Annotated in this window: 22 protein-coding genes; 11 read left to right on the forward strand and 11 right to left on the reverse strand. The window is 65.2% G+C overall.

Translation table 11 applies throughout. The features are described from left to right. Positions 1–8 precede the first annotated feature (8 nt). Genes map through JQC81_RS09020 form a run of 5 tightly spaced genes read left to right on the forward strand, consistent with a single transcriptional unit; the run spans position 9 to position 3,041 of the window. The gene (map, locus tag JQC81_RS09000) at positions 9–758 is read left to right on the forward strand and encodes a type I methionyl aminopeptidase (protein WP_203271469.1); all 750 of its coding nucleotides are present in this window, start codon (positions 9–11) and stop codon (positions 756–758) included. A gap of 7 nt (positions 759–765) precedes the next feature. Next, positions 766–1,086: a phosphoribosyl-ATP diphosphatase gene (locus JQC81_RS09005; protein ID WP_203271470.1), complete on the forward strand. Its 321-nt coding sequence runs from the start codon at positions 766–768 to the stop codon at positions 1,084–1,086. Between the two features lie 20 nt (positions 1,087–1,106). Continuing rightward, positions 1,107–2,084, forward strand: coding sequence for a type I pantothenate kinase (gene coaA / locus JQC81_RS09010; protein ID WP_203271471.1), 978 nt, complete (start codon positions 1,107–1,109; stop codon positions 2,082–2,084). 7 nt (positions 2,085–2,091) lie between these two features. Further along, positions 2,092–2,445, forward strand: a complete 354-nt coding sequence (locus JQC81_RS09015; RefSeq protein WP_203271472.1) for a hypothetical protein — start codon at positions 2,092–2,094, stop codon at positions 2,443–2,445. A 53-nt stretch (positions 2,446–2,498) separates the two neighbouring features. Beyond that, the gene (locus JQC81_RS09020) at positions 2,499–3,041 is read left to right on the forward strand and encodes a YidH family protein (RefSeq protein ID WP_203271473.1); all 543 of its coding nucleotides are present in this window, start codon (positions 2,499–2,501) and stop codon (positions 3,039–3,041) included. Positions 3,042–3,149: 108 nt separating this feature from the next. Here JQC81_RS09020 and JQC81_RS09025 read toward each other — a convergent pair whose 3' ends face one another. From JQC81_RS09025 to JQC81_RS09045, 5 genes are all read right to left on the reverse strand, one after another. Continuing rightward, complete coding sequence (locus tag JQC81_RS09025; RefSeq protein ID WP_203271474.1) at positions 3,150–4,151, reverse strand: adenosine kinase; 1,002 nt, start codon at positions 4,149–4,151, stop codon at positions 3,150–3,152. A gap of 61 nt (positions 4,152–4,212) precedes the next feature. Beyond that, positions 4,213–4,632 carry a helix-turn-helix domain-containing protein gene (locus JQC81_RS09030; protein WP_203271475.1) on the reverse strand — a complete coding sequence of 140 codons (420 nt, stop codon included), beginning with the start codon at positions 4,630–4,632 and terminating at the stop codon, positions 4,213–4,215. Between the two features lie 67 nt (positions 4,633–4,699). Then, positions 4,700–5,266, reverse strand: a complete 567-nt coding sequence (locus tag JQC81_RS09035) for a Smr/MutS family protein (RefSeq protein ID WP_203271476.1) — start codon at positions 5,264–5,266, stop codon at positions 4,700–4,702. Further along, on the reverse strand, positions 5,263–6,381 hold the full coding sequence (gene mltA / locus JQC81_RS09040; protein WP_246520318.1) for a murein transglycosylase A: 1,119 nt from the start codon (positions 6,379–6,381) through the stop codon (positions 5,263–5,265). Before mltA ends, JQC81_RS09035 begins: the two co-directional genes overlap by 4 nt. 50 nt (positions 6,382–6,431) lie before the next feature. Next, positions 6,432–7,154, reverse strand: a complete 723-nt coding sequence (locus JQC81_RS09045; RefSeq protein ID WP_203271478.1) for a Tim44/TimA family putative adaptor protein — start codon at positions 7,152–7,154, stop codon at positions 6,432–6,434. Positions 7,155–7,417: 263 nt separating this feature from the next. Between JQC81_RS09045 and secB the strand changes: the two genes are divergently transcribed. After that, positions 7,418–7,903, forward strand: coding sequence for a protein-export chaperone SecB (gene secB / locus JQC81_RS09050; protein ID WP_203271479.1), 486 nt, complete (start codon positions 7,418–7,420; stop codon positions 7,901–7,903). A gap of 206 nt (positions 7,904–8,109) precedes the next feature. Here the strand turns inward: secB and dnaQ are convergent, their stop codons facing one another. From dnaQ to JQC81_RS09075, 5 genes are read right to left on the reverse strand one after another with little or no spacing between them, the layout of a single operon-like run. Further along, positions 8,110–8,832 (reverse strand): DNA polymerase III subunit epsilon, encoded by a 723-nt coding sequence (gene dnaQ / locus JQC81_RS09055; protein ID WP_203271480.1) that lies wholly within the window; start codon positions 8,830–8,832, stop codon positions 8,110–8,112. A 15-nt stretch (positions 8,833–8,847) separates the two neighbouring features. Next, positions 8,848–9,450 (reverse strand): dephospho-CoA kinase, encoded by a 603-nt coding sequence (coaE, locus tag JQC81_RS09060; protein ID WP_203271481.1) that lies wholly within the window; start codon positions 9,448–9,450, stop codon positions 8,848–8,850. Then, positions 9,447–10,295: a shikimate dehydrogenase gene (locus JQC81_RS09065; protein ID WP_203271482.1), complete on the reverse strand. Its 849-nt coding sequence runs from the start codon at positions 10,293–10,295 to the stop codon at positions 9,447–9,449. The genes coaE and JQC81_RS09065 overlap by 4 nt, the downstream gene beginning before the upstream one ends. Positions 10,296–10,306: 11 nt before the next feature. Then, positions 10,307–10,924, reverse strand: a complete 618-nt coding sequence (locus JQC81_RS09070) for a Maf family protein (RefSeq protein WP_203271483.1) — start codon at positions 10,922–10,924, stop codon at positions 10,307–10,309. Between the two features lie 3 nt (positions 10,925–10,927). Beyond that, positions 10,928–11,758 (reverse strand): pyruvate, water dikinase regulatory protein, encoded by an 831-nt coding sequence (locus JQC81_RS09075; RefSeq protein WP_203271484.1) that lies wholly within the window; start codon positions 11,756–11,758, stop codon positions 10,928–10,930. A 380-nt stretch (positions 11,759–12,138) separates the two neighbouring features. Here JQC81_RS09075 and hemE point away from each other — a divergent pair, with 380 nt between their 5' ends. The 5 genes from hemE (at position 12,139) to JQC81_RS09100 (ending at position 16,747) form a co-directional block, all read left to right on the forward strand. Next, entirely contained in the window at positions 12,139–13,176 is a 1,038-nt protein-coding gene (gene hemE, locus JQC81_RS09080; RefSeq protein ID WP_203271485.1) for a uroporphyrinogen decarboxylase, read from the forward strand. A gap of 9 nt (positions 13,177–13,185) precedes the next feature. Further along, a complete protein-coding gene (gene hemJ, locus JQC81_RS09085; RefSeq protein ID WP_203271514.1) occupies positions 13,186–13,608 on the forward strand; it encodes a protoporphyrinogen oxidase HemJ in 423 nt (140 codons plus the stop codon). Between the two features lie 370 nt (positions 13,609–13,978). Next, positions 13,979–15,244, forward strand: coding sequence for a transcription termination factor Rho (gene rho, locus JQC81_RS09090; RefSeq protein ID WP_203271486.1), 1,266 nt, complete (start codon positions 13,979–13,981; stop codon positions 15,242–15,244). 127 nt (positions 15,245–15,371) lie between these two features. Next, positions 15,372–15,734 carry a DUF2254 family protein gene (locus JQC81_RS33810; protein WP_203271487.1) on the forward strand — a complete coding sequence of 121 codons (363 nt, stop codon included), beginning with the start codon at positions 15,372–15,374 and terminating at the stop codon, positions 15,732–15,734. Next, positions 15,722–16,747 carry a DUF2254 domain-containing protein gene (locus JQC81_RS09100; protein WP_203271488.1) on the forward strand — a complete coding sequence of 342 codons (1,026 nt, stop codon included), beginning with the start codon at positions 15,722–15,724 and terminating at the stop codon, positions 16,745–16,747. Before JQC81_RS33810 ends, JQC81_RS09100 begins: the two co-directional genes overlap by 13 nt. A gap of 85 nt (positions 16,748–16,832) precedes the next feature. On the opposite strand, the gene JQC81_RS09105 is transcribed toward JQC81_RS09100, so the two are convergent. Further along, positions 16,833–17,753, reverse strand: a complete 921-nt coding sequence (locus tag JQC81_RS09105) for a DMT family transporter (RefSeq protein WP_203271489.1) — start codon at positions 17,751–17,753, stop codon at positions 16,833–16,835. Between the last annotated feature and the right edge of the window lie 21 nt (positions 17,754–17,774).

The following is a 17,774-nucleotide window of genomic DNA, read 5'->3' on the forward strand; positions in this document are numbered from 1 at the left end:
CTCAGCCCATGACGGTCTCCAACGAGGACGATCTGGCCAAGCTCCAGGAGATCGGCAGGATCGTGGCCAATACCCTCGAGGCCATGGCGGCGGCGCTCGAGCCGGGCATGACCACGGCAGAACTCGATGCAATCGGCCGCAGGCTTCTCGAAAAGGCCGGCGCCCAGTCCGGCCCGGAGCTCGTTTACGATTTCCCCGGCGCCACCTGCATCAGCGTGAACGAAGAGGTCGCCCACGGCATTCCCGGCTCCCGGCGGATCGCGGCAGGAGATCTCGTCAACATCGACATCTCGGCGGAAAAGAACGGCGTGTTCGCTGATACCGGCGCGTCCTTCGCCGTTCCACCGATCACGAACGCCACCAAGCGCCTGTGCCGGGACGGCAAGCGCGCCCTATGGATCGGCTTGCGCCAAGTTGGGGCCAACAAACCGATTGCGGGGATCGGCCAGGCCATCGGGCAATTTGCCGAGAAGAACGGCTACACCCTGGTTCGCAATCTGGCGAGCCATGGCATCGGGTATTCCCTGCACGAGGAGCCGAAGGAGATCGCCACCTGGCCGGACCGCTCGGAACGCAGGATCATGAACGAGGGCTTGGTCTTCACGGTCGAGCCCTTCCTGTCCCTGGGAGCGGAATGGGCCGAGGACGGGGACGATCCCTGGACCCTGTTCAGCGAGCCGCGAGCGCCCACGGTCCAGTACGAACACACCGTCGTTGCCACCCGCAACGGCCCCCTTGTCGTGACCCTGCCGGGATAGCTCGACCATGACCTCCTTCACTCTCGACGACCTCGCCCGCATCGTAGCCGAACGTGCCGCGGCGCCCGAAACCGAGTCTTATACGGCCAAGCTCATCAGCGGCGGGCCTGCCAAGGCAGCCAAGAAGCTCGGCGAGGAGGCGGTGGAGGCCGCCATCGCGGCCGTCGAGGGCGACCGGCAGAATCTCACGGCGGAGGCCGCCGACGTGCTGTATCATCTTTTGGTCGTGTTGCAGGGCGCGGATATTCCTCTAAGTGACGTCATGGCCGAACTGGAGCGCCGCACGGCGCAGTCGGGTCTTGCGGAGAAGGCCGCGCGCAAGACCTAAAAACTCGAGAGGTGGTTCGCATGGACCAGCCCAACGTGGTTTCCGCCGTCGAGGACGATGACGGCCTCTCGCCCTATCGGGTCTTTTCCCGCGACGAATGGGCGAAGCTGCGCGCCGACGCGCCCATGACGCTCACCGCCGACGAGGTGGTGCAGCTGCAATCCCTCAACGACCCGATCTCGCTGGATGAAGTGGCGGCGATCTACTTGCCGCTGTCGCGCCTGCTCTCCCTCTACGTTGCGGCCACCCAAGGCCTGTTCAAGGCGACGCAGCGCTTCCTGCTCGCCGAGAAGGACGCCAAGGTGCCCTACATCATCGGCGTGGCGGGCTCGGTGGCGGTGGGCAAGTCCACCACGGCCCGCGTGCTCAAGGCGCTGCTGGCCCGCTGGCCCAACACCCCGAAGGTGGACCTCGTCACCACGGACGGCTTCCTCCTGCCCAACGCCGAGCTGACGCGGCTCGGGCTCATGGAGCGCAAAGGTTTTCCGGAGAGCTACGACACCGGAAAACTTCTGCACTTCCTCGCCGACATCAAGGCGGGAAAACGCAACGTGAAGGCACCGCTCTATTCGCACCTCGTCTATGACGTGGTGCCCGGCGAGGAAACCAATGTCGACCGGCCGGACATCCTCATCGTCGAGGGGCTGAACGTGCTCCAGCCGGCGCGCATGCCGAAAGACGGCACGGCCATTCCGTTCGTGTCCGACTTCTTCGACTTCTCGGTCTATATCGACGCCGATGAGGCGGACCTTCACCGCTGGTACGTGAACCGCTTCCTGCGCCTGCGCCACACCGCCTTCCGCGATCCGCTGTCCTATTTCCGGCGCTATGCGGAACTGCCCGAGGCGGAGGCGATCGGCATCGCCGAGGGCCTGTGGAACCGCATCAACCTTCTGAACCTGCAGGAGAACATCATCCCAACCCGCCAGCGCGCGAGCCTGATCCTGAAGAAAGGCGCGAGCCACCGGATCGAGACGGTGGCGCTGCGACGGCTTTGAGCCCAGCATGAAGCGGTTTGCTAAAGGGCTGGTCCTCCTCAACGTCCTGGCGCTGATCGTCACGGCTTTGGCTGTGTGGCTCCTCGACGGGCGTTCTGCCGTCGAGATGTTCGATATCTCCACCTATGTGGGATTGGGCATGGGTGGGCTCGGAGCCCTCATGTTCTTCGGCTCGACCACCGGTTCGAGTGCATCCATGGGGATGGCTGCCAGTGCGGCGGATCAGCCAAGCCGGATCATGGATGCGCTTTGGGGCGATAAGACATCGAGCCTCTCCACGGGTGCCCTGTTCGTCCTCGCCGGTCTCACATGGCTCGCAATTGCGTGGCCGCTGTCTGCACTGCTCGGCACAGGCGCCTGAAGCCAACCATTTCCCAATCTTGAGCGTTGTGCCTCCGGATGATCGGAGGATGCATGGCCACGCAGCCCGTCGACGAGAAACTCAAAGTCAGCGCCGAGCACGCCAAGGAAGCGGCCGAGCAGACCCAGGAGGCCGCCGAGCAGACCCAAGAGGCTGCGGAAAACACCCAAGAGGCGGCGGAGCATACGCAGAAAGCGGCCAAGACGACTGCCAAAGCCACCGTTCAGCTGAAGGACAGCGCCGACCGGCGCACGGAACTGGCTGCCAACCGCACGGTCTTCGCCGCCGAGCGCACCTATGCGGCCTGGGTGCGCACCGGTCTCGCCGCGCTCGCCTCCGGCATCGGGGCGCAGAAGCTGCTCGCAGGCGTGGTGCCGGATTGGATGATCCTCTCGACGGGCTCGGTGCTGATCCTGTTCAGCGCCTTCTGTTTCGCGGCCGCCGTCTGGCGCCAGGTCTTTACCGGCTCGCAGCCGCCGCACCCGGATGTGCAGCGCCTTCCACCGTTCCTGCTCGTGCTGTTCAACGGATTCCTGGCGCTCGTCTCGCTCGCGGCTCTGTTCGGGCTTTGGTTCGGGCAGACTGGAGGGAGTTAGTCTAAAACACTCGTCATGGCCGCACTTGTTGCGGCCATCCACGTCTTACATCGCGTAAAAACGTGGATCCCCGGGACAAGCCCGGGGATGACAGAGAGGGGAACGTGACTAGCCCAGCAAACCCTGCTGCTCGGCCAGCTCCTTGAGGCTCACCTGCGGGCGGGCGCCGAGATGGCTGATGATCTCGGCGGCAGCGAGGCCCCCGAGGCGGGCACAGTCGGTGAGATCCAGGTTCTTCACGAGACCGGCCAGGAATCCGGAGGCAAAGAGGTCACCGGCGCCCGTGGTGTCGACCACACGCTCCACGGGGAAGGCCGGCACGGCCCTGGTCTCACCACGGCTCACGATCAGCGCGCCGTCGGCCGAGCGGGTGATGGCGCCGAGCACGTTTTCCTCACGCAATGCTGCGAGCGCGGTGTCGGCGTCCGAGGTGCCGTAGAGGCTCTGCAGCTCGTGGATGTTGGCGAACAGGATGTCGAGGCTGCCGTCGCGCATGAGACCCAAAAACTCGTCGCGGTAGCGGTCGACGCAGAAGGCGTCGGAGAGCGTCAGCGCCACCTTGTTGCCGGCCTCGTGGGCGATCTTGACCGCCTTGCGGAAGGCTTCCTTGGCGGCCGGCGGATCCCAGAGATAGCCTTCGAGATAGACGATGGACGAGGCACGCACCGTGTCCGGGTTCACGTCGTCGGGGGTGAGGTTCTGGCAGGCCCCGAGATAGGTGTTCATCGTGCGCTCGCCGTCCGGCGTCACCAGGATGAAGCTGCGGGCGGTGGCCGGGCCGTCCTGGGCGAGCGCCACGTCGTAATGCACGTCGATGGCCTTGAGATCGTGGGCGAACAGCTTGCCCGTCTCGTCGTTCTTCACCTTGCCGATGAAGCCTGCCTTCACACCGAAGGAGGCTGCGCCCGCGGCCGTGTTGGCGCCCGAGCCCCCCGACACGATGATGGCCGGTCCCATGTCGCCGTAGAGCTCTTCCGCACGCGCCTCGTCGATCAGCTGCATGGCGCCCTTGTGGACCTTCTTACTAAGCAGGAAGGCCTCGTCCGTATGGGCGAGCACGTCAACGATGGCGTTGCCGAGGGTGAGAACGTCGATGCGGGTCTGGGACATAGGCCACCGGGTTTGTGAAAGACGGGGCGCTTTCGCATCCGAGGCAGGGGAGGTCAAGCTTTTACCGGGGTGCAACGGGGGCTTGGGCGTCGGCCGCAACACCACAGGTGGCTTGGCGCTCCCGCTCCAGCGCTTGATCGAGCACCGCCACCATCCGGTCGAGTTCCTCCGGCGTGAGGCCGCGGATCTCCCGCGCCAGGCGGTTGGCCAACAACGTGGCCTTCGGGTCGGTGTTGGCCGTGTCGATCTTCACCTTCGGATCGGACAGGTCAGCAAGACGCGTGAGTTCGTCGGCCTCGTCCCAGATGATGTGGAAATACTGCAGCACGCCCTGAATGAGCGTCCAGGTGGGCTTGCCGCGTTCACCGCGCTCCAGGGCAGAGAGATAGGCGCTCGAGACGCCGAGATGCGCGGCCATGTCCTTCAACATGCGCCCGCGCTCCTGGCGCAGCTGCCGCACCCGTTCGCCGAAGGGAGTCATCGTCTTACCCAGAGCGTTTTCCACAAAAGTGGTTGCCGGTTTTGTGACAGAAAACGCGACAAAGCAATCAACTGGAGCTCCGCCGCCGGCGGAGCCTGACATAGAGTGCACCGGATCCGCCATGCTGAGGAGAGGCCTCCTCGAAGCCGATCACCAGATGGCGCAGGTCGGGCAGGCGCAGCCAGTGCGGCACCATGCGACGCAAGACCCCGCGCTCCTCGAACAGCCCGTTGCTGACCGCTGCACCGCCCTTACCGGTGATCACCAGAACGAGGGCATGGCCGGAGCCCTGCGCGCGATGCAGAAAGCTCAGCAGAGCAAAATGCGCCTCCTCCTGGCGCATCCCGTGCAGGTCGATGACGCTGTCCACGTCCTTGCGGCCCCGGCGCAGGGCCTGGAGCGTCTTGCGCTCCACAGGGGCCATCGGGGGCAGGGCAGGTTTCGAGGGCGGGAGAGGGGGCAGGGCTGGCGGGAGCTTCGGCGCCACCGGAGCAGGGGCCGTGGTGGGCTTGGCCTCGGGCTCAGGCTCCGGCGGCAGGGCCTTGCCCTGCATGGGTTTCACGTGCCGGGCCACATGGGACCAGAGCCGCTTCTCCTCGGGGCTGAGCTGGCGGGTGCGGCTTTTGCGGGTCATGAACGGGGTTTGGGCTGCAGGACCACGAAGCGCACGGAATGGCGCAGGAGCCCGGCGCGGCGGCCCGCCTCCTCGCCGCTGCCGAAGAAGAAATCGCCCCGGGCCGGCCCGACGATGGCCGAGCCCGTATCCTGCGCGATCATGAGCCGTTGAAGCGGCTCCGCCTCGTCCAGGGTCAGGGGCAATCGCCCGTCAAGCCAGACCGGAAGGCCATAGGCCCAGAGAGAGCGGTCGACGGCGAGGCTCCGGCCGGGCACGAGCGGGTGGCCGGCCCCGCCGATGGGGCCGTCCTCCGGCGCCAGCTCCGCGGCCTCGCGAAAGAAGATGTAGGACTCGTTCTTCCGCATCAGGGCCTTGGCGGGCTCCGGATGGTCTTTCAGCCAGCCCATGAGCTTTGCGAGCGTCATGGATTCCAGGTCCATCTCGCCCTGCTGCACCAGCACCCGGCCGATGGACGTGTAGGGGCGACCGTTGCGCCCCGCATAGGCGACCCGCATGACGGAGCCGTCCGCGAGGCGGATTCGGGCGGAGCCCTGCACATGGATGATGAAGGCCTCGCCCGGCTCGCGAAGGAACACGATGGGACTGGCGAGATCTCTTAAGGCGCCGTCCTCGATGGCGGCGCGATCCGGATAGGGCTCGTAGCCGTTGGCCGTGCGCCGTGCCGCCTGAAAACCTTTCTCGATCCCCGGCAGGGTCTCGCCCTGCGGGATAGTGACGAGATCCTGCGGCCGGTCGAGGAGGGGAACCCTGTAGGTGGAATCCGGGGTGCGCGAGCCCTGGAACTCCGGCTCGTAATAGCCGGTGAGAAAGCCGCCGCCGGAATGCGGAACCACTGTATGCGGCTGGAAATGTGTCTCAAAGAAGCGTTTCGCCTCGGCCTTGCCAACCTCAGGGGTTTTCAGGGCTTCGCGGCAGACGGCGAGAAGGTTCCCTTGAGGTGCCTGGGCCGGGCGCAGCTCGGCGGAGGCAGCCTCAAGGGCCCGGCAGGAGCGCAGGAAGGCCCGGAAGGCGGCGGCGTGATCGTCCGCCTCCCAACCGGGGAGATCCTCGAAGGCGAGGGGTTCCAGGCGTGCGAGGTCCTTCAGAGCCGGTCCGGCCGCAGCACCGGACATGCTCAGCGTCCAGACAAGAAGACAGGCGACAAGGACCCGCCCGGCATCCCTCATTGCCCCGCTTCGGTCGCCACGAGCAGCCAGTTGGGATCGCGGCTGCCGAGGGTGCGGGCGAAGGTCCACACGTCGGTGACATCGGCCACGGTCTCGAGGCTGCCGTCCACCACGGCCCCGGAAGCGTCGCGGGTGGCGGTGATCAGCTTGGACAGGAAGCGCACCACCACCTGGGCATTCTTGCCCTGGAGCTCGGCCCCGGCCATCTCGGCCTTGTCGATGGACACGAAGGTGGTCTCCACCGTCTCGCCCCGGCGCTCGCGCTCGGTGATCGCCCGCTCGAAGCCCTCATAGACCTCCCGGGAGAGAAGGTCCTTGAGCGTATTGCGGTCACCCTGGGCAAACGCCGTCACGATCATCTCGTAGGCGGACTTGGCCCCCTCCAAAAATTCGGCGGCATCGAAATTCGGCTCGATGCGGGCGATGCCGTCCAGCGCCTGAGCCGTGGGCGTGCCGGGCTCGGCGATGCCCTTCCAGCGCTCGGCCGGGGGAACCTCGGCGGCAGGACGCGGCCCGTTGGCCCCGGGAAGGCGCACCACATTGTGATCGGGCTCGGCCGGCGCATTGCCTGGGCGCAAGGGGGCATCCCGGCGCGACATCGGATCGAAGGGCGGCTGTTCGCTCCCGGTCTTCTGCCCCAGAACGGAGCGGAGGCGCCAGATCACGAACACGGCGAGAACAATGAAAATGAGGGTCGTGATGTCGAAGGAATCTTGCATCGTCGATCCGTTGTGAGCCTGCCCGCGCCCGGTTGCGGCCGGGCGTTGTGTCGAGGAGGCGAAGGTGCCATTCTTCGCATATGGGGTCTTGAGGTCGTAACATCCACCTGTGCCCCCGACAAGCGAATGAGTTGGCCCAAAATCTTGCTTCCCGCATGAGAAGCATGGTAGCGCGAAGATCCATGGCCCGCCGCTAGCCGACGCCTCAGCTGACGAGGCGTTCCGCCCGGGCTCGACGAGACACTCCTAGGGAGCAAGACACCATGGCCGAGAATGCGGCAAACAACGCAGCGCCTTCGCTGAACGCCCTTGCGCAATACTGCAAGGACTTCTCCTTCGAGAACCCCAACGCGCCCCGCTCCCTGCAGCAGCAGACGGAAGGCCCGCAGATCAACCTGCAGGTCAACGTGAACGCCAAGCAGCTGGCCGAGGCCGATTTCGAGATCGACCTGACCCTCGAGGGCGATGCCAAGATCGGCGGCAAGGACGTGCTGTTCGCCTTCGAGCTCACCTATTCGGGCGTGTTCCGGATCCAGAACATCCCGCAGGAGCAGCTGCACCCGGTGGTGATGATCGAGTGCCCGCGCCTGCTCTTCCCCTTCGCCCGCCAGATGGTGGCCGATGCGGTGCGCAACGGCGGCTTCCCGCCCCTCTATATCGACCCGATCGACTTCGTGGCCCTCTACCGCCAGCGCGCCGCCGAGGTCCAGGGGCAGCAGGAGAACGGCGCCGGTCAGACGCTGTCGTAAGCGCTCCGACGAGGTTCAGAATTTTTCAGATCGGGCGAGGCGAGGGCTTCGCCCGATTTTTTGTGTCTACCACATCCTCAAACCTCATCCTGAGGAGGATTGCGTCGGCAATCCGTCTCGAAGGAGCTTCCAGAAAGCACTGGATCCTCCTTCGAGACGCAGCCTGACAGCTGCTCCTCAGGGTGAGGGCGGAGGTAGGTTCAAGATCAGGAAGTGGCCTCCGGCTTCGTCTCGCCGAGATACTCATGCCAGATCGCGCTCGGCCCGATGGACTGGATGAAGGCCTCGTGCGCGGCGCGCTCGGCGTCCGTCAGGCGGGAGATCAGGGTGCGTGGTTTCGCGTCGCGCGCGGCCCGTTCCGCCGCCGCGGCACTCCGGCGGGCCATCGGCTGCAGCGACAGGTCAAAGCCCACCTGACGGCCGCCGATCAGCTCGATATAGACCTCGGCCAGGATCTCGGCGTCGAGGAGCGCCCCGTGCTTGGTGCGCCGGGAGTTGTCGATCCCGTAGCGGGCGCACAGCGCATCGAGGTTGTTGGCCGCGCCCGGATGCTTGCGCCGGGCCATCGAGAGCGTATCGATCGCGTCGGCGAGGGCGAACTGCGGGTGGCCGGTGCGGGCAAATTCCGCGTTGAGGAAGCCGATGTCGAAGGCCGCATTGTGGATGACGAGCCGGGCGTCGGCCACGAAATCCGCAAACTCGTCCGCAATCGTCGCAAAGACCGGCTTGTCGGCGAGAAACTCGTCGGAGAGCCCGTGGACCGCGAAGGCGCCGGGTGACACGGGACATTCCGGGTTGATGTAGACGTGATAGCTCTTGCCTGTGGGGATGTGGTTGAGCATCTCCACGCAGCCGATTTCGATCACCCGGTCGCCGCTTGCATGACTGGTGCCGGTGGTTTCGGTATCGAGAACGATTTCACGCAACATCACAAACACTCTTCATCAAAAACGGTGACGCCGTCCGGGACGGCCGGCGAGGCAAACAAGGATGGAGCGCACCTGCGCCTCGGCGGAGGCGAAGCCGCGGCTGGTGTCGACCAGGAAGTGGGCCCGGGCGCGCTTGTCGGCGTCGGGCATCTGCTTGGCCAGGATGGCAGAAAATTTCTCCGCCGTCATGCCGGGCCGGGCGAGCACACGCTCACGCTGCACCTCAGCGGGCGCCGTGACCACCAGGGTGGCATCGCAGCGCCTGTCGCCTCCGGTCTCGAACAGCAGGGGGATATCGAGCACCGCAATGGGGAGGGCCGAAACGCGAGCGAGAAAATTCTCCTCTTCCTCCCGCACCAACGGATGCACGATGGCTTCGAGTTCTTTGAGGCGCTCCGGGCTGTTGAGAACGGCGGCGCCGAGCTTCGCACGATCGACAGTGCCGTCCGCCACGGTGCCGGGAAAGGCTTTCTCGATCAGCGGCGCGGCACGGCCGTGATAGAGCCTGTGCACGGTGGCGTCGGCATCGTGGACCGGGACGCCGAGTTGGCGAAAGAGGTCAGCGGTGGCCGACTTGCCCATGCCGATGGAGCCGGTGAGTCCAAGCACGAAGGTCATCGGGCGGCCTCGAGATCGGCCAGGATCACGGCCCGCAGCTCGGGCGTGACCTCCGGGGTGACGCCAAACCAGCGCCGGAAGCCGGGAACCGCCTGATGCAGCAGCATGCCGAGACCATCGACAGTTCGTAAGTTCTGCGCGGCGGCGGCGGCGAGCAGGGGCGTTTCGAGAGGCACATAGACGATGTCCGTCACCACGGCGTTGCGGGGCGCGCGGGAGAGGTCGATGGCGAGCGGCGGCTGGCCCGCCATGCCCAGCGACGTGGTGTTGACGATGAGCTGAGCGTGCGGGATCACCCGTCCCAGCGCCTCCCAGGCGGCGGTCTCCAGGGAGACCGCACTGCCCGGCCTGAGATCGCGGGCGAGGTCCTCCGCCTTCGACCCAGTGCGGTTTGCCACGAAGATGCGCTTGAGGGGTCGGTCCTGGAGGCCTGCCACCACGGCTCGCGCGGCACCGCCGGCCCCGAGCACGAGGACGGTCTCCACATCCTGTTCCCAGCCCGTCCCCAGGCTGGCATCGAGATTGCCGATGAAGCCGAGGGCATCCGTGTTGTCGCCCCAGAGCACGCCGTCCTTGAGCCAGAGGGTGTTGACCGCACCCACACGCTGCGCCCGCTCGGTCCTGCGCTCGACGCCGTGAAAGGCCATCTCCTTGTGGGGGAGGGTGACGTTGCCGCCGGCAAAGCCCTGCGCGTGAAAGCCGCGCAAAAAGTCCCCGAAATCCACAGGCGCTACGTCGATGCGCTCGTAGGAGCCGTCGAGCCCATAGGCTTTCAGCCAATGGCCGTGGATCAGCGGCGAGCGGGAATGCTTGATCGGATGGCCGACGACGAAGGCCTTCGTCATGAATTCTTGTCCTAAAGCGCCAGGCAGCCGAGGCGGCGCAGGGCAGCGAGAAGCGGCAGGAGGGGGAGGCCCAGGATCGTGGAGTGATCCCCCTCGACCGTCTCGAAGAGATGGATGCCAAACCCTTCGAGCTGGTAAACGCCCACGCTCTTGAGCACATCGGGCCCGGCAAGGTCGAGATAAAGATCGACAGCCTGATCCGTCAGGGGCCGCAGGGTGAGATGGGCGGTGTCCGAGAAGCGCTCCACGGCCTGCCCGCCGATCGCAAGGGCTCCGGCGGAATGGAGAGAGTGCTCCCGTCCTGCGAGGCGCATGAGCTGGGCACGGGCCGCCGCGTGGTCAGCCGGCTTGTGAAACACCTCGCCGTCGCACTCCAGCACCTGGTCGGCCCCGAGCACCACCCTGTCCGGATGGCGGCGGCTGACCGCCAGGGCCTTTTCCGCCGCAAGCCTGCCGGCGAGCGATACCGGATCGAGGCCTTCATGCGCGGCCGCCTCCTCGACGGCACGCTCGTCGATGCCGGAATTCTGCGTTTCGACCGAAAGGCCCGCGCTCACGAGCAGGCCTAAGCGGGTGGCGCTGGTGGAGGCGAGCAGCAGCTTGTCGGAGTGGGTCCAGAGGGCGGGCATGGCCTAGTCCTGGCTCAGGCGCTGGCGGCGGTCGCGGTGAAGATCGATGATTGCTGCCGCCGTCTCCTCGATGGAGCGGCGGGTCACGTCGATCACCGGCCAGCCGTTGCGGGCAAAGAGCCGCCGGGAGGCCGCCAGCTCCTCGGCCACCGCCTCGCGGTCCACGTAAGAGGTGTCGTCGTCAGCGTTCAGGCTCAAGAGCCGGTTCTGCCGGATCTGCACGATGCGTTCAGGGGTCGCCACGAGGCCGACGATCAGCGCGGTCTTGGCCGTCTCCAGGATCGCCGGCGGCGGCACGCCGGGCACCAGGGGAATGTTGGCGGTCTTGAGGCCCCGGTTGGCGAGATAGATGGAGGTCGGCGTCTTCGAGGTGCGGCTCACCCCCACCAGGATCACGTCCGCGTCGTCGAGATCGTGCGGCAGGTGCCCGTCGTCGTGCAGGAGCGTGAAGTTCATGGCGTCGATGCGCTTGAAGTATTCGGCGTTCAGCATGTGCTGGGCGCCGGGCCGGGCGGTCGAGTGCGTGCCGAGATAGGAGGAGAGCAGGGCATGGACCGGCTCGAGCACGGAGAGATGCGGCGAGCCGGTGGCGCGGCAGACCTCCTCCAGGCGGCTGGCGAGATCCTGCTCGACCAGGGTGTAGAGCACGATGCCCGGCGCGGTCTCGATCTCGTGGATCACCCGTTCGAGCTGGGTGTTGGAGCGCACGAGCGGATAGACGTGCTCGATGGCCGCCACGCCTTCATATTGCGCCACCACCGCGCGGGCGACGGTGATGAGGGTTTCACCCGTCGAGTCGGAGACGAGATGGAGATGGAAATAGCTGCGTCCCACGGCCCGATGTCTCCATGAAGAGGAGTCGATCAGTGTGGATAAAACGCTTGGGCTGAGAGGTCCAGCAAAAGGCCCTGTGGGATTCGTCGCAAACCATCAACAGAGCTCCCCGTTGTGTGAGTCTCGAATCGGCCCTTTGGGAGAATCCGGTACGAATCACTCGCGTCTTTTTGATTCAGATTTGGTTAACTTTCGTTAACGGGCTGTTAAGCTTTAAGATTTCGGAAAGGATTGTGGCGCGCCTGCCCCATTCGTTAATGAACCCTTAAAGCCTTGAGGTGTGTGGACCGCCTGTGGACGGGGTTGCGGCTTTGTGATTCACGGCCCAAGAGAAACATCAGATTCTTAGATTCAAAGATTCTTCTTTTAAGAGAGGGCCTGTGAGCACACGTTCCACCAAGGCGATTTTGCGCGTGCTGAACGGCGAGCCGGTCTGGCCTCTGCCGATCTGGATCATGCGTCAGGCCGGCCGTTATCTGCCGGAATACCGGGAGACCCGCAAGCAGGCCGGCTCCTTCCTCGATCTCTGCTACAACCCAAGGCTCGCCGAGGAGGTAACCCTTCAGCCGATCCGCCGCTTCGGCTTCGACGCCTCGATCCTGTTCTCCGACATCCTGGTCATCCCCCATGCGCTCGGCCAGGACGTGCGCTTCGTCGAGAACGAGGGACCCAAGCTCGATCCGATCACCGAAGCCAAGGACTTCTCCAGGCTGGCCGACGAGCTGCCGCTGGAGCGGCTCGATCCCGTTTTCGAAACGCTTGATCGCCTGAGCAAGAGCCTGCCGAAGGAGACCACGCTGCTCGGCTTCTGCGGCGCGCCCTGGACGGTGGCGAGCTACATGATCGCCGGTAAGGGCACGCCGGACCAGGCGCCTGCCCGGATCACCGCCTATCGCGACCCGGCCTTCATGGACGCGCTCATCGACCGCCTCGTGCGCGCCTCCACGGCCTATCTCATCCGCCAGATCGATGCGGGCGCCGAGGCCGTGCAGATCTTCGAGAGCTTCGGGTCGGCCCTGCCGCCGGCGCTGTTCGACCGGCTGTCGCTCAGCCCGATCCGCCGCATGGTGGAAGGTCTCAAAGCGGCACGGCCCGACGCCAAGGTGATCGTTTTCGTGCGCGGCGGCGGTGCCAACCTCCACCGCTTCGCCGCGGCCGGCATCGGCGACGGGCTGGCCCTCGACTGGACGCTCGATCCGGCCGTCGTGCTCCCGACTCTGCCCAACACGCTCGCCACCCAGGGCAACCTCGATCCGCTGGCCCTGATCGCTGGCGGACAGCCGCTGGAGCAGGGCATCGACCATGTCCTCGCAGCGGCCCGCGGCCGCCCGCACATCTTCAATCTCGGGCACGGCATCCTGCCGGAGACACCGGTCGAGCACGTGGCGCAGATGATCGCCCGCGTGCGGGGGGCTTAAAACACAATGCTGTATCTGTGGCTCAAGGCGTTTCACGTCATCGCCGTCATCGCCTGGATGGCCGGCATGCTCTACCTGCCGCGCCTTTTCGTCTATCACTGCGACGCGCCCAAGGATTCGATCCAGTCCGAGACCTTCAAGATCATGGAGCGGCGCCTGCTCAAGGCGATCATCAACCCGGCCATGGCAGTCACCTGGGTGCTCGGCCTCTACCTCGTGTGGGACGGCGGCTGGTACACCTCCGGCTGGATGCACGCCAAGTTCGCCCTGGTGCTGATCATGTCGGGCCTGCACGGCGTCTATGTGCGCCGTCTCAAGGAATTCGCCGCCGACAGGAACACGCGTCCGGCGAAATATTATCGCATCCTCAACGAGGTGCCGACCGTGCTGATGATCGGCATCGTGATCCTGGTGATCGTGAAGCCGTTCTGATTTTGGCCCGGCAGTGAAATCCCCGGCGCACGAAGTGCGGGAAGGGGATCTATCGCGCTGAGGGTGTGGGTGGATTCCCTTCCCCTCCGCTGCGCTCCGGCCGGGAATGACAATGCGGTGACCCGATCCCGGATCTTCGCTACGCTGCGTCTGGGATGACCCTCACGAATGTTGTGATCCAAAGCCCCTTGAGACTTTTCCCGAAAACCGCTACATAAGAATTCTCTTCCTCAAAGACAGGTGCGCTGCACGGGCCCTCGGGGCTCTCCAGTCACGGTTCGTGAACCCGGCGGCCCTGTCGAACGTTTCCCCTGTCTCCTCCCGCGTACAGCCCAACCTGCCCGCGACCTTACCCCGAGAGTGTTCCCCGATGAGGGAAATCAAGCTTCAAGACCTGAAATCCAAGACGCCGACCGAACTCATCGCCTTCGCCGAGGAGCTCGAGGTCGAGAACGCGAGCACCATGCGCAAGCAGGAGCTCATGTTCGCGATCCTCAAGCAGCTGGCGGCGCGCGAGGTGGAGATCATCGGCGCGGGCGTCGTCGAGGTGCTGCAGGACGGCTTCGGCTTCCTGCGCTCGGCCGATTCGAACTACCTGCCCGGTCCCGACGATATCTACGTCAGCCCGAGCCAAATCCGGAAGTTCGGTCTGCGCACCGGCGACACGGTGGACGGCCCGATCCGCGGCCCGAAGGAAGGCGAGCGCTATTTCGCGCTGCTGAAGGTCAACACCATCAATTTCGAGGATCCGGAGAAGATCCGGCACAAGGTCCATTTCGACAACCTGACGCCGCTCTTCCCGCACGAGCGCTTCAACCTCGAGATCGCCGATCCCACGCGAAAAGACTTCTCGCCGCGTATCATCGACATCGTGTCGCCCATCGGCAAGGGACAGCGCGCCCTCATCGTGGCGCCGCCGCGCACGGGTAAGACCGTGCTGATGCAGAACGTGGCGCAGTCGATCACCACCAACCATCCCGAGTGCTACCTCATCGTGCTGCTCATCGACGAGCGCCCGGAGGAGGTCACCGACATGCAGCGCTCCGTGAAGGGTGAGGTCGTGGCCTCCACCTTCGACGAGCCGGCGACCCGCCACGTGCAGGTGGCCGAGATGGTGATCGAGAAGGCCAAGCGCCTGGTGGAGCACGGCCGCGACGTGGTCATTCTGCTCGATTCGATCACCCGCCTCGGCCGCGCCTACAACACGGTGGTGCCGTCCTCCGGCAAGGTGCTCACCGGCGGTGTCGACGCCAATGCGCTCCAGCGCCCGAAGCGCTTCTTCGGTGCGGCGCGCAACATCGAGGAGGGCGGCTCGCTCACCATCATCGCCACCGCGCTCATCGACACCGGCTCGCGCATGGACGAGGTGATCTTCGAAGAGTTCAAGGGCACCGGCAACTCGGAAATCATCCTGGACCGCAAGGTCGCCGACAAGCGCACCTTCCCGGCCATCGACATCACCCGCTCGGGCACCCGCAAGGAAGAGCTGCTGGTACCTAGCGACACGCTCAAGAAGATGTACGTGCTGCGCCGCATCCTCAACCCGATGGGCACAGTGGACGCCATCGAGTTCCTGCTCGACAAGCTGCGTCAGACCAAGTCGAACGGCGACTTCTTCGATTCGATGAACACCTAAGCCGGGCGGGCCGTCCGCCTGCGGAATGATGGCCCCATCCTCCGGTCTGGAGGGTGGGGTTTTTTGTTGCCGCCTGCGAACGTGGCTGGGAAGGAACCTGCACCCTTAGCTTGGGCGTTGAGTCGGCATGCTGAACTGGTTGCTGACGATCTGGGACAGTCTCAGAACAAGCCTGTGGCTGATCCCCTCCGGTTTGAGTGCTGTGGGGATCGGCATCGCGACCACCTTGCTCTGGGTGGATGCGGGTAACGGATTTGAGGATCAGGCGCACTGGTGGATCAACAGCGGTGACGGGGAGGATGCTCGCAATCTCATCTCCACGCTGCTCTCCGCCATCATCACCATGGCCAGCATGGCCTTCTCCGTGACGGTGGTGGCGATCACCCTGGCGGCCAATTCCTACGGCTCGCGGCTCATCCGCATTTTCAGGTCCGATCTGCGAACCCAGATCGTGCTTGGCATCTTCTCGATGACCACATGTACAATGTGATCGTGCTGCGCTCGATCCATGGCAATGCGCCCATGCCGCAGGTGCCGCATGCCTCCGTGACCGTGGGCACGGTTCTGTCCCTCATCTGCGTTCTGGCGCTCATAGCGTTCATCCAGGGGGTGGCCCGTCTGGTGGTGGCCGACGAGGTCGTGCGGCGGGTCCGCCGGGAACTGCACAATGCCGTGGAGGATCTACCAAAGCTCGACGGTCGTCCGCCTGAGCACGTCCCTCCTGATCTGCCCCCCGATTTCGACGAGAAGGCGGAGCGTATCGAGCTGCCCTACGGAGGCTATGTCCAGGCCATCGATTACGACGACATCCTCGAATGGACCGAGAAGCGCAACGTCATCGCGCGGCTCGATTTCCGCGCCGGCGATTTCATCGTCAACGGCGACAAGCGCGTTCTGGTCTACCCGCCGACCGGTGACCCTATGAAGGTTCGCAAGGAGATCGGCGAGTTCATCGTCAGCGGTGACGAGCGCACCCCGACCCAGGATCTGGAGTTTCCCATTCGCCATCTGGTGGAGGTGGCTCTGCGTGCCCTCTCGCCGGGGATCAACGATCCCTTTACCGCGACCGTCGTGGTCGACCGGTTGCGGGCCGGCTTATCCGAGGTCATGGGGCGGTGCCTTCCCGCTGAGACCGTGCGCGACCGTGCAGGACGTGTCCGCATCTATCGGCAGGTCACCACTTACGAGGGGATCTTCGACGCGGCCTTCCATCAGATCCGCCAGGCAGCGTCCACCCATCCGGCGGTGCTGATCCACATGCTCGAAGCCATCAGGCGTCTTGCCGAGCATATTCGTCTGGAGGAGCAACGCGATGGGCTCCTCCGCCACGCCCATCTGATCAAGGCCGCCGCCGAGCGCGATGTGGCAGAACCCGCGGACCGCAACGATGTCGAGCACAGTTTCCTGAAGGCGATCGAGGCCTGCGAGAAGGCGAGGGCCGAAGCTGCGGCCGCGTCAGAACACCCCCAGGAACGCCAGCACGATCAGGGTCAGCACGGCTGAAACCAGCAGCGAGCCCGCGCAGCCCATGCGGTTCGAGAAGAAAAAGAACATCGACGCTCCTGTGTTGTCCGAGACCTGTGCACCCTCAAGGCTTGGAGCCCTGGCTAAAGACGCCGCTAGCCAACACAACGCCGAGAGTGGCCAAAACTATCCCGGTCCAGGCGGCAGGACTTGGGATTTCTTTCAATACCGGAATGGCGATGAGAGCCGCGAGCACGATGGATAGGGGCGACACGGCGGCCGCCCGGGATGCGCCGAGGCGGTCGATGGCCATGCCGTAGAGAATGATTCCGACAACGCCCGAGAGGAGGCCCTGGAGAAGCGCCTGCAGAAGGATCGGTCCGGCCAGACCCTTGCCGAGCACCTGTACGAGCGCGGGAAGGCCGAAAGGCAGCAGGATGAGGAACGACCAGAGTCCGATGAGGGCTGCTGCCTGCAGGGCCGACAAGCCGCTGCGGCGATAGGCATGGGTGTAGATCCCCCACAGGCAGGCGCCGGTGAGCAACAGAAGGTGGCCCCGCCAGGCGCCATCGGCGGCAAACAGCACACCATAGCCGCCGATGCACACGATGCCGGTCAGGATGAGAGCAAAGCCGAAGACCCGCACGCCTGCGAGTCGCTCTCCGAAAACCAACCAGCCAATCAGCGCTACGAAGAGCGGCATGGTGCCCGGCAGAAGCGGTCCAATCTCCGCCGCGGGGGCAAACTGCATGCCCGACGCAACGATGAGAAAGAACGGGGCTCCGGAGCCGAGAAGACCGAGGCCTTTGGCCAGGCTCAGGCCCTTCGGAAACAGACCGGCTCGCCAGCTGAAGGGAAGCAACACCAGGGCCGGGACGCCGAACCGCACCAGGCCGATGGCAGCGGGCGGCATATCGTGGGTGACCGCATGGCGGGTGCCGACGGCCCAGAGGGCCCAGATCGTCACGGTGGCCAGAGCGGTGATCCAGCCAAGGAGAGCGGGACGAACTTGGCGGGGAGAGGGGGTGCAACCGAGGTCGGACATGGCAAGCCTCCTTCGATGCTC

Origin of the sequence: Microvirga arabica (assembly GCF_016811235.1) — a bacterium.
GTDB lineage: Bacteria > Pseudomonadota > Alphaproteobacteria > Rhizobiales > Beijerinckiaceae > Microvirga > Microvirga arabica.

What these genes read in the sequence shown, in the direction of transcription:
- map (WP_203271469.1), top strand. Translation starts at nt 9, where the DNA reads ATGACGGTCTCCAACGAGGACGATCTGGCCAAGCTCCAGGAGATCGGC.
- JQC81_RS09005 (WP_203271470.1), top strand. Translation starts at nt 766, where the DNA reads ATGACCTCCTTCACTCTCGACGACCTCGCCCGCATCGTAGCCGAACGT.
- coaA (WP_203271471.1), top strand. Translation starts at nt 1,107, where the DNA reads ATGGACCAGCCCAACGTGGTTTCCGCCGTCGAGGACGATGACGGCCTC.
- JQC81_RS09015 (WP_203271472.1), top strand. Translation starts at nt 2,092, where the DNA reads ATGAAGCGGTTTGCTAAAGGGCTGGTCCTCCTCAACGTCCTGGCGCTG.
- JQC81_RS09020 (WP_203271473.1), top strand. Translation starts at nt 2,499, where the DNA reads ATGGCCACGCAGCCCGTCGACGAGAAACTCAAAGTCAGCGCCGAGCAC.
- JQC81_RS09025 (WP_203271474.1), bottom strand. Translation starts at nt 4,151, where the DNA reads ATGTCCCAGACCCGCATCGACGTTCTCACCCTCGGCAACGCCATCGTT.
- JQC81_RS09030 (WP_203271475.1), bottom strand. Translation starts at nt 4,632, where the DNA reads ATGACTCCCTTCGGCGAACGGGTGCGGCAGCTGCGCCAGGAGCGCGGG.
- JQC81_RS09035 (WP_203271476.1), bottom strand. Translation starts at nt 5,266, where the DNA reads ATGACCCGCAAAAGCCGCACCCGCCAGCTCAGCCCCGAGGAGAAGCGG.
- mltA (WP_246520318.1), bottom strand. Translation starts at nt 6,381, where the DNA reads ATGTCCGGTGCTGCGGCCGGACCGGCTCTGAAGGACCTCGCACGCCTG.
- JQC81_RS09045 (WP_203271478.1), bottom strand. Translation starts at nt 7,154, where the DNA reads ATGCAAGATTCCTTCGACATCACGACCCTCATTTTCATTGTTCTCGCC.
- secB (WP_203271479.1), top strand. Translation starts at nt 7,418, where the DNA reads ATGGCCGAGAATGCGGCAAACAACGCAGCGCCTTCGCTGAACGCCCTT.
- dnaQ (WP_203271480.1), bottom strand. Translation starts at nt 8,832, where the DNA reads ATGTTGCGTGAAATCGTTCTCGATACCGAAACCACCGGCACCAGTCAT.
- coaE (WP_203271481.1), bottom strand. Translation starts at nt 9,450, where the DNA reads ATGACCTTCGTGCTTGGACTCACCGGCTCCATCGGCATGGGCAAGTCG.
- JQC81_RS09065 (WP_203271482.1), bottom strand. Translation starts at nt 10,295, where the DNA reads ATGACGAAGGCCTTCGTCGTCGGCCATCCGATCAAGCATTCCCGCTCG.
- JQC81_RS09070 (WP_203271483.1), bottom strand. Translation starts at nt 10,924, where the DNA reads ATGCCCGCCCTCTGGACCCACTCCGACAAGCTGCTGCTCGCCTCCACC.
- rho (WP_203271486.1), top strand. Translation starts at nt 13,979, where the DNA reads ATGAGGGAAATCAAGCTTCAAGACCTGAAATCCAAGACGCCGACCGAA.
- JQC81_RS33810 (WP_203271487.1), top strand. Translation starts at nt 15,372, where the DNA reads ATGCTGAACTGGTTGCTGACGATCTGGGACAGTCTCAGAACAAGCCTG.
- JQC81_RS09100 (WP_203271488.1), top strand. Translation starts at nt 15,722, where the DNA reads ATGTACAATGTGATCGTGCTGCGCTCGATCCATGGCAATGCGCCCATG.
- JQC81_RS09105 (WP_203271489.1), bottom strand. Translation starts at nt 17,753, where the DNA reads ATGTCCGACCTCGGTTGCACCCCCTCTCCCCGCCAAGTTCGTCCCGCT.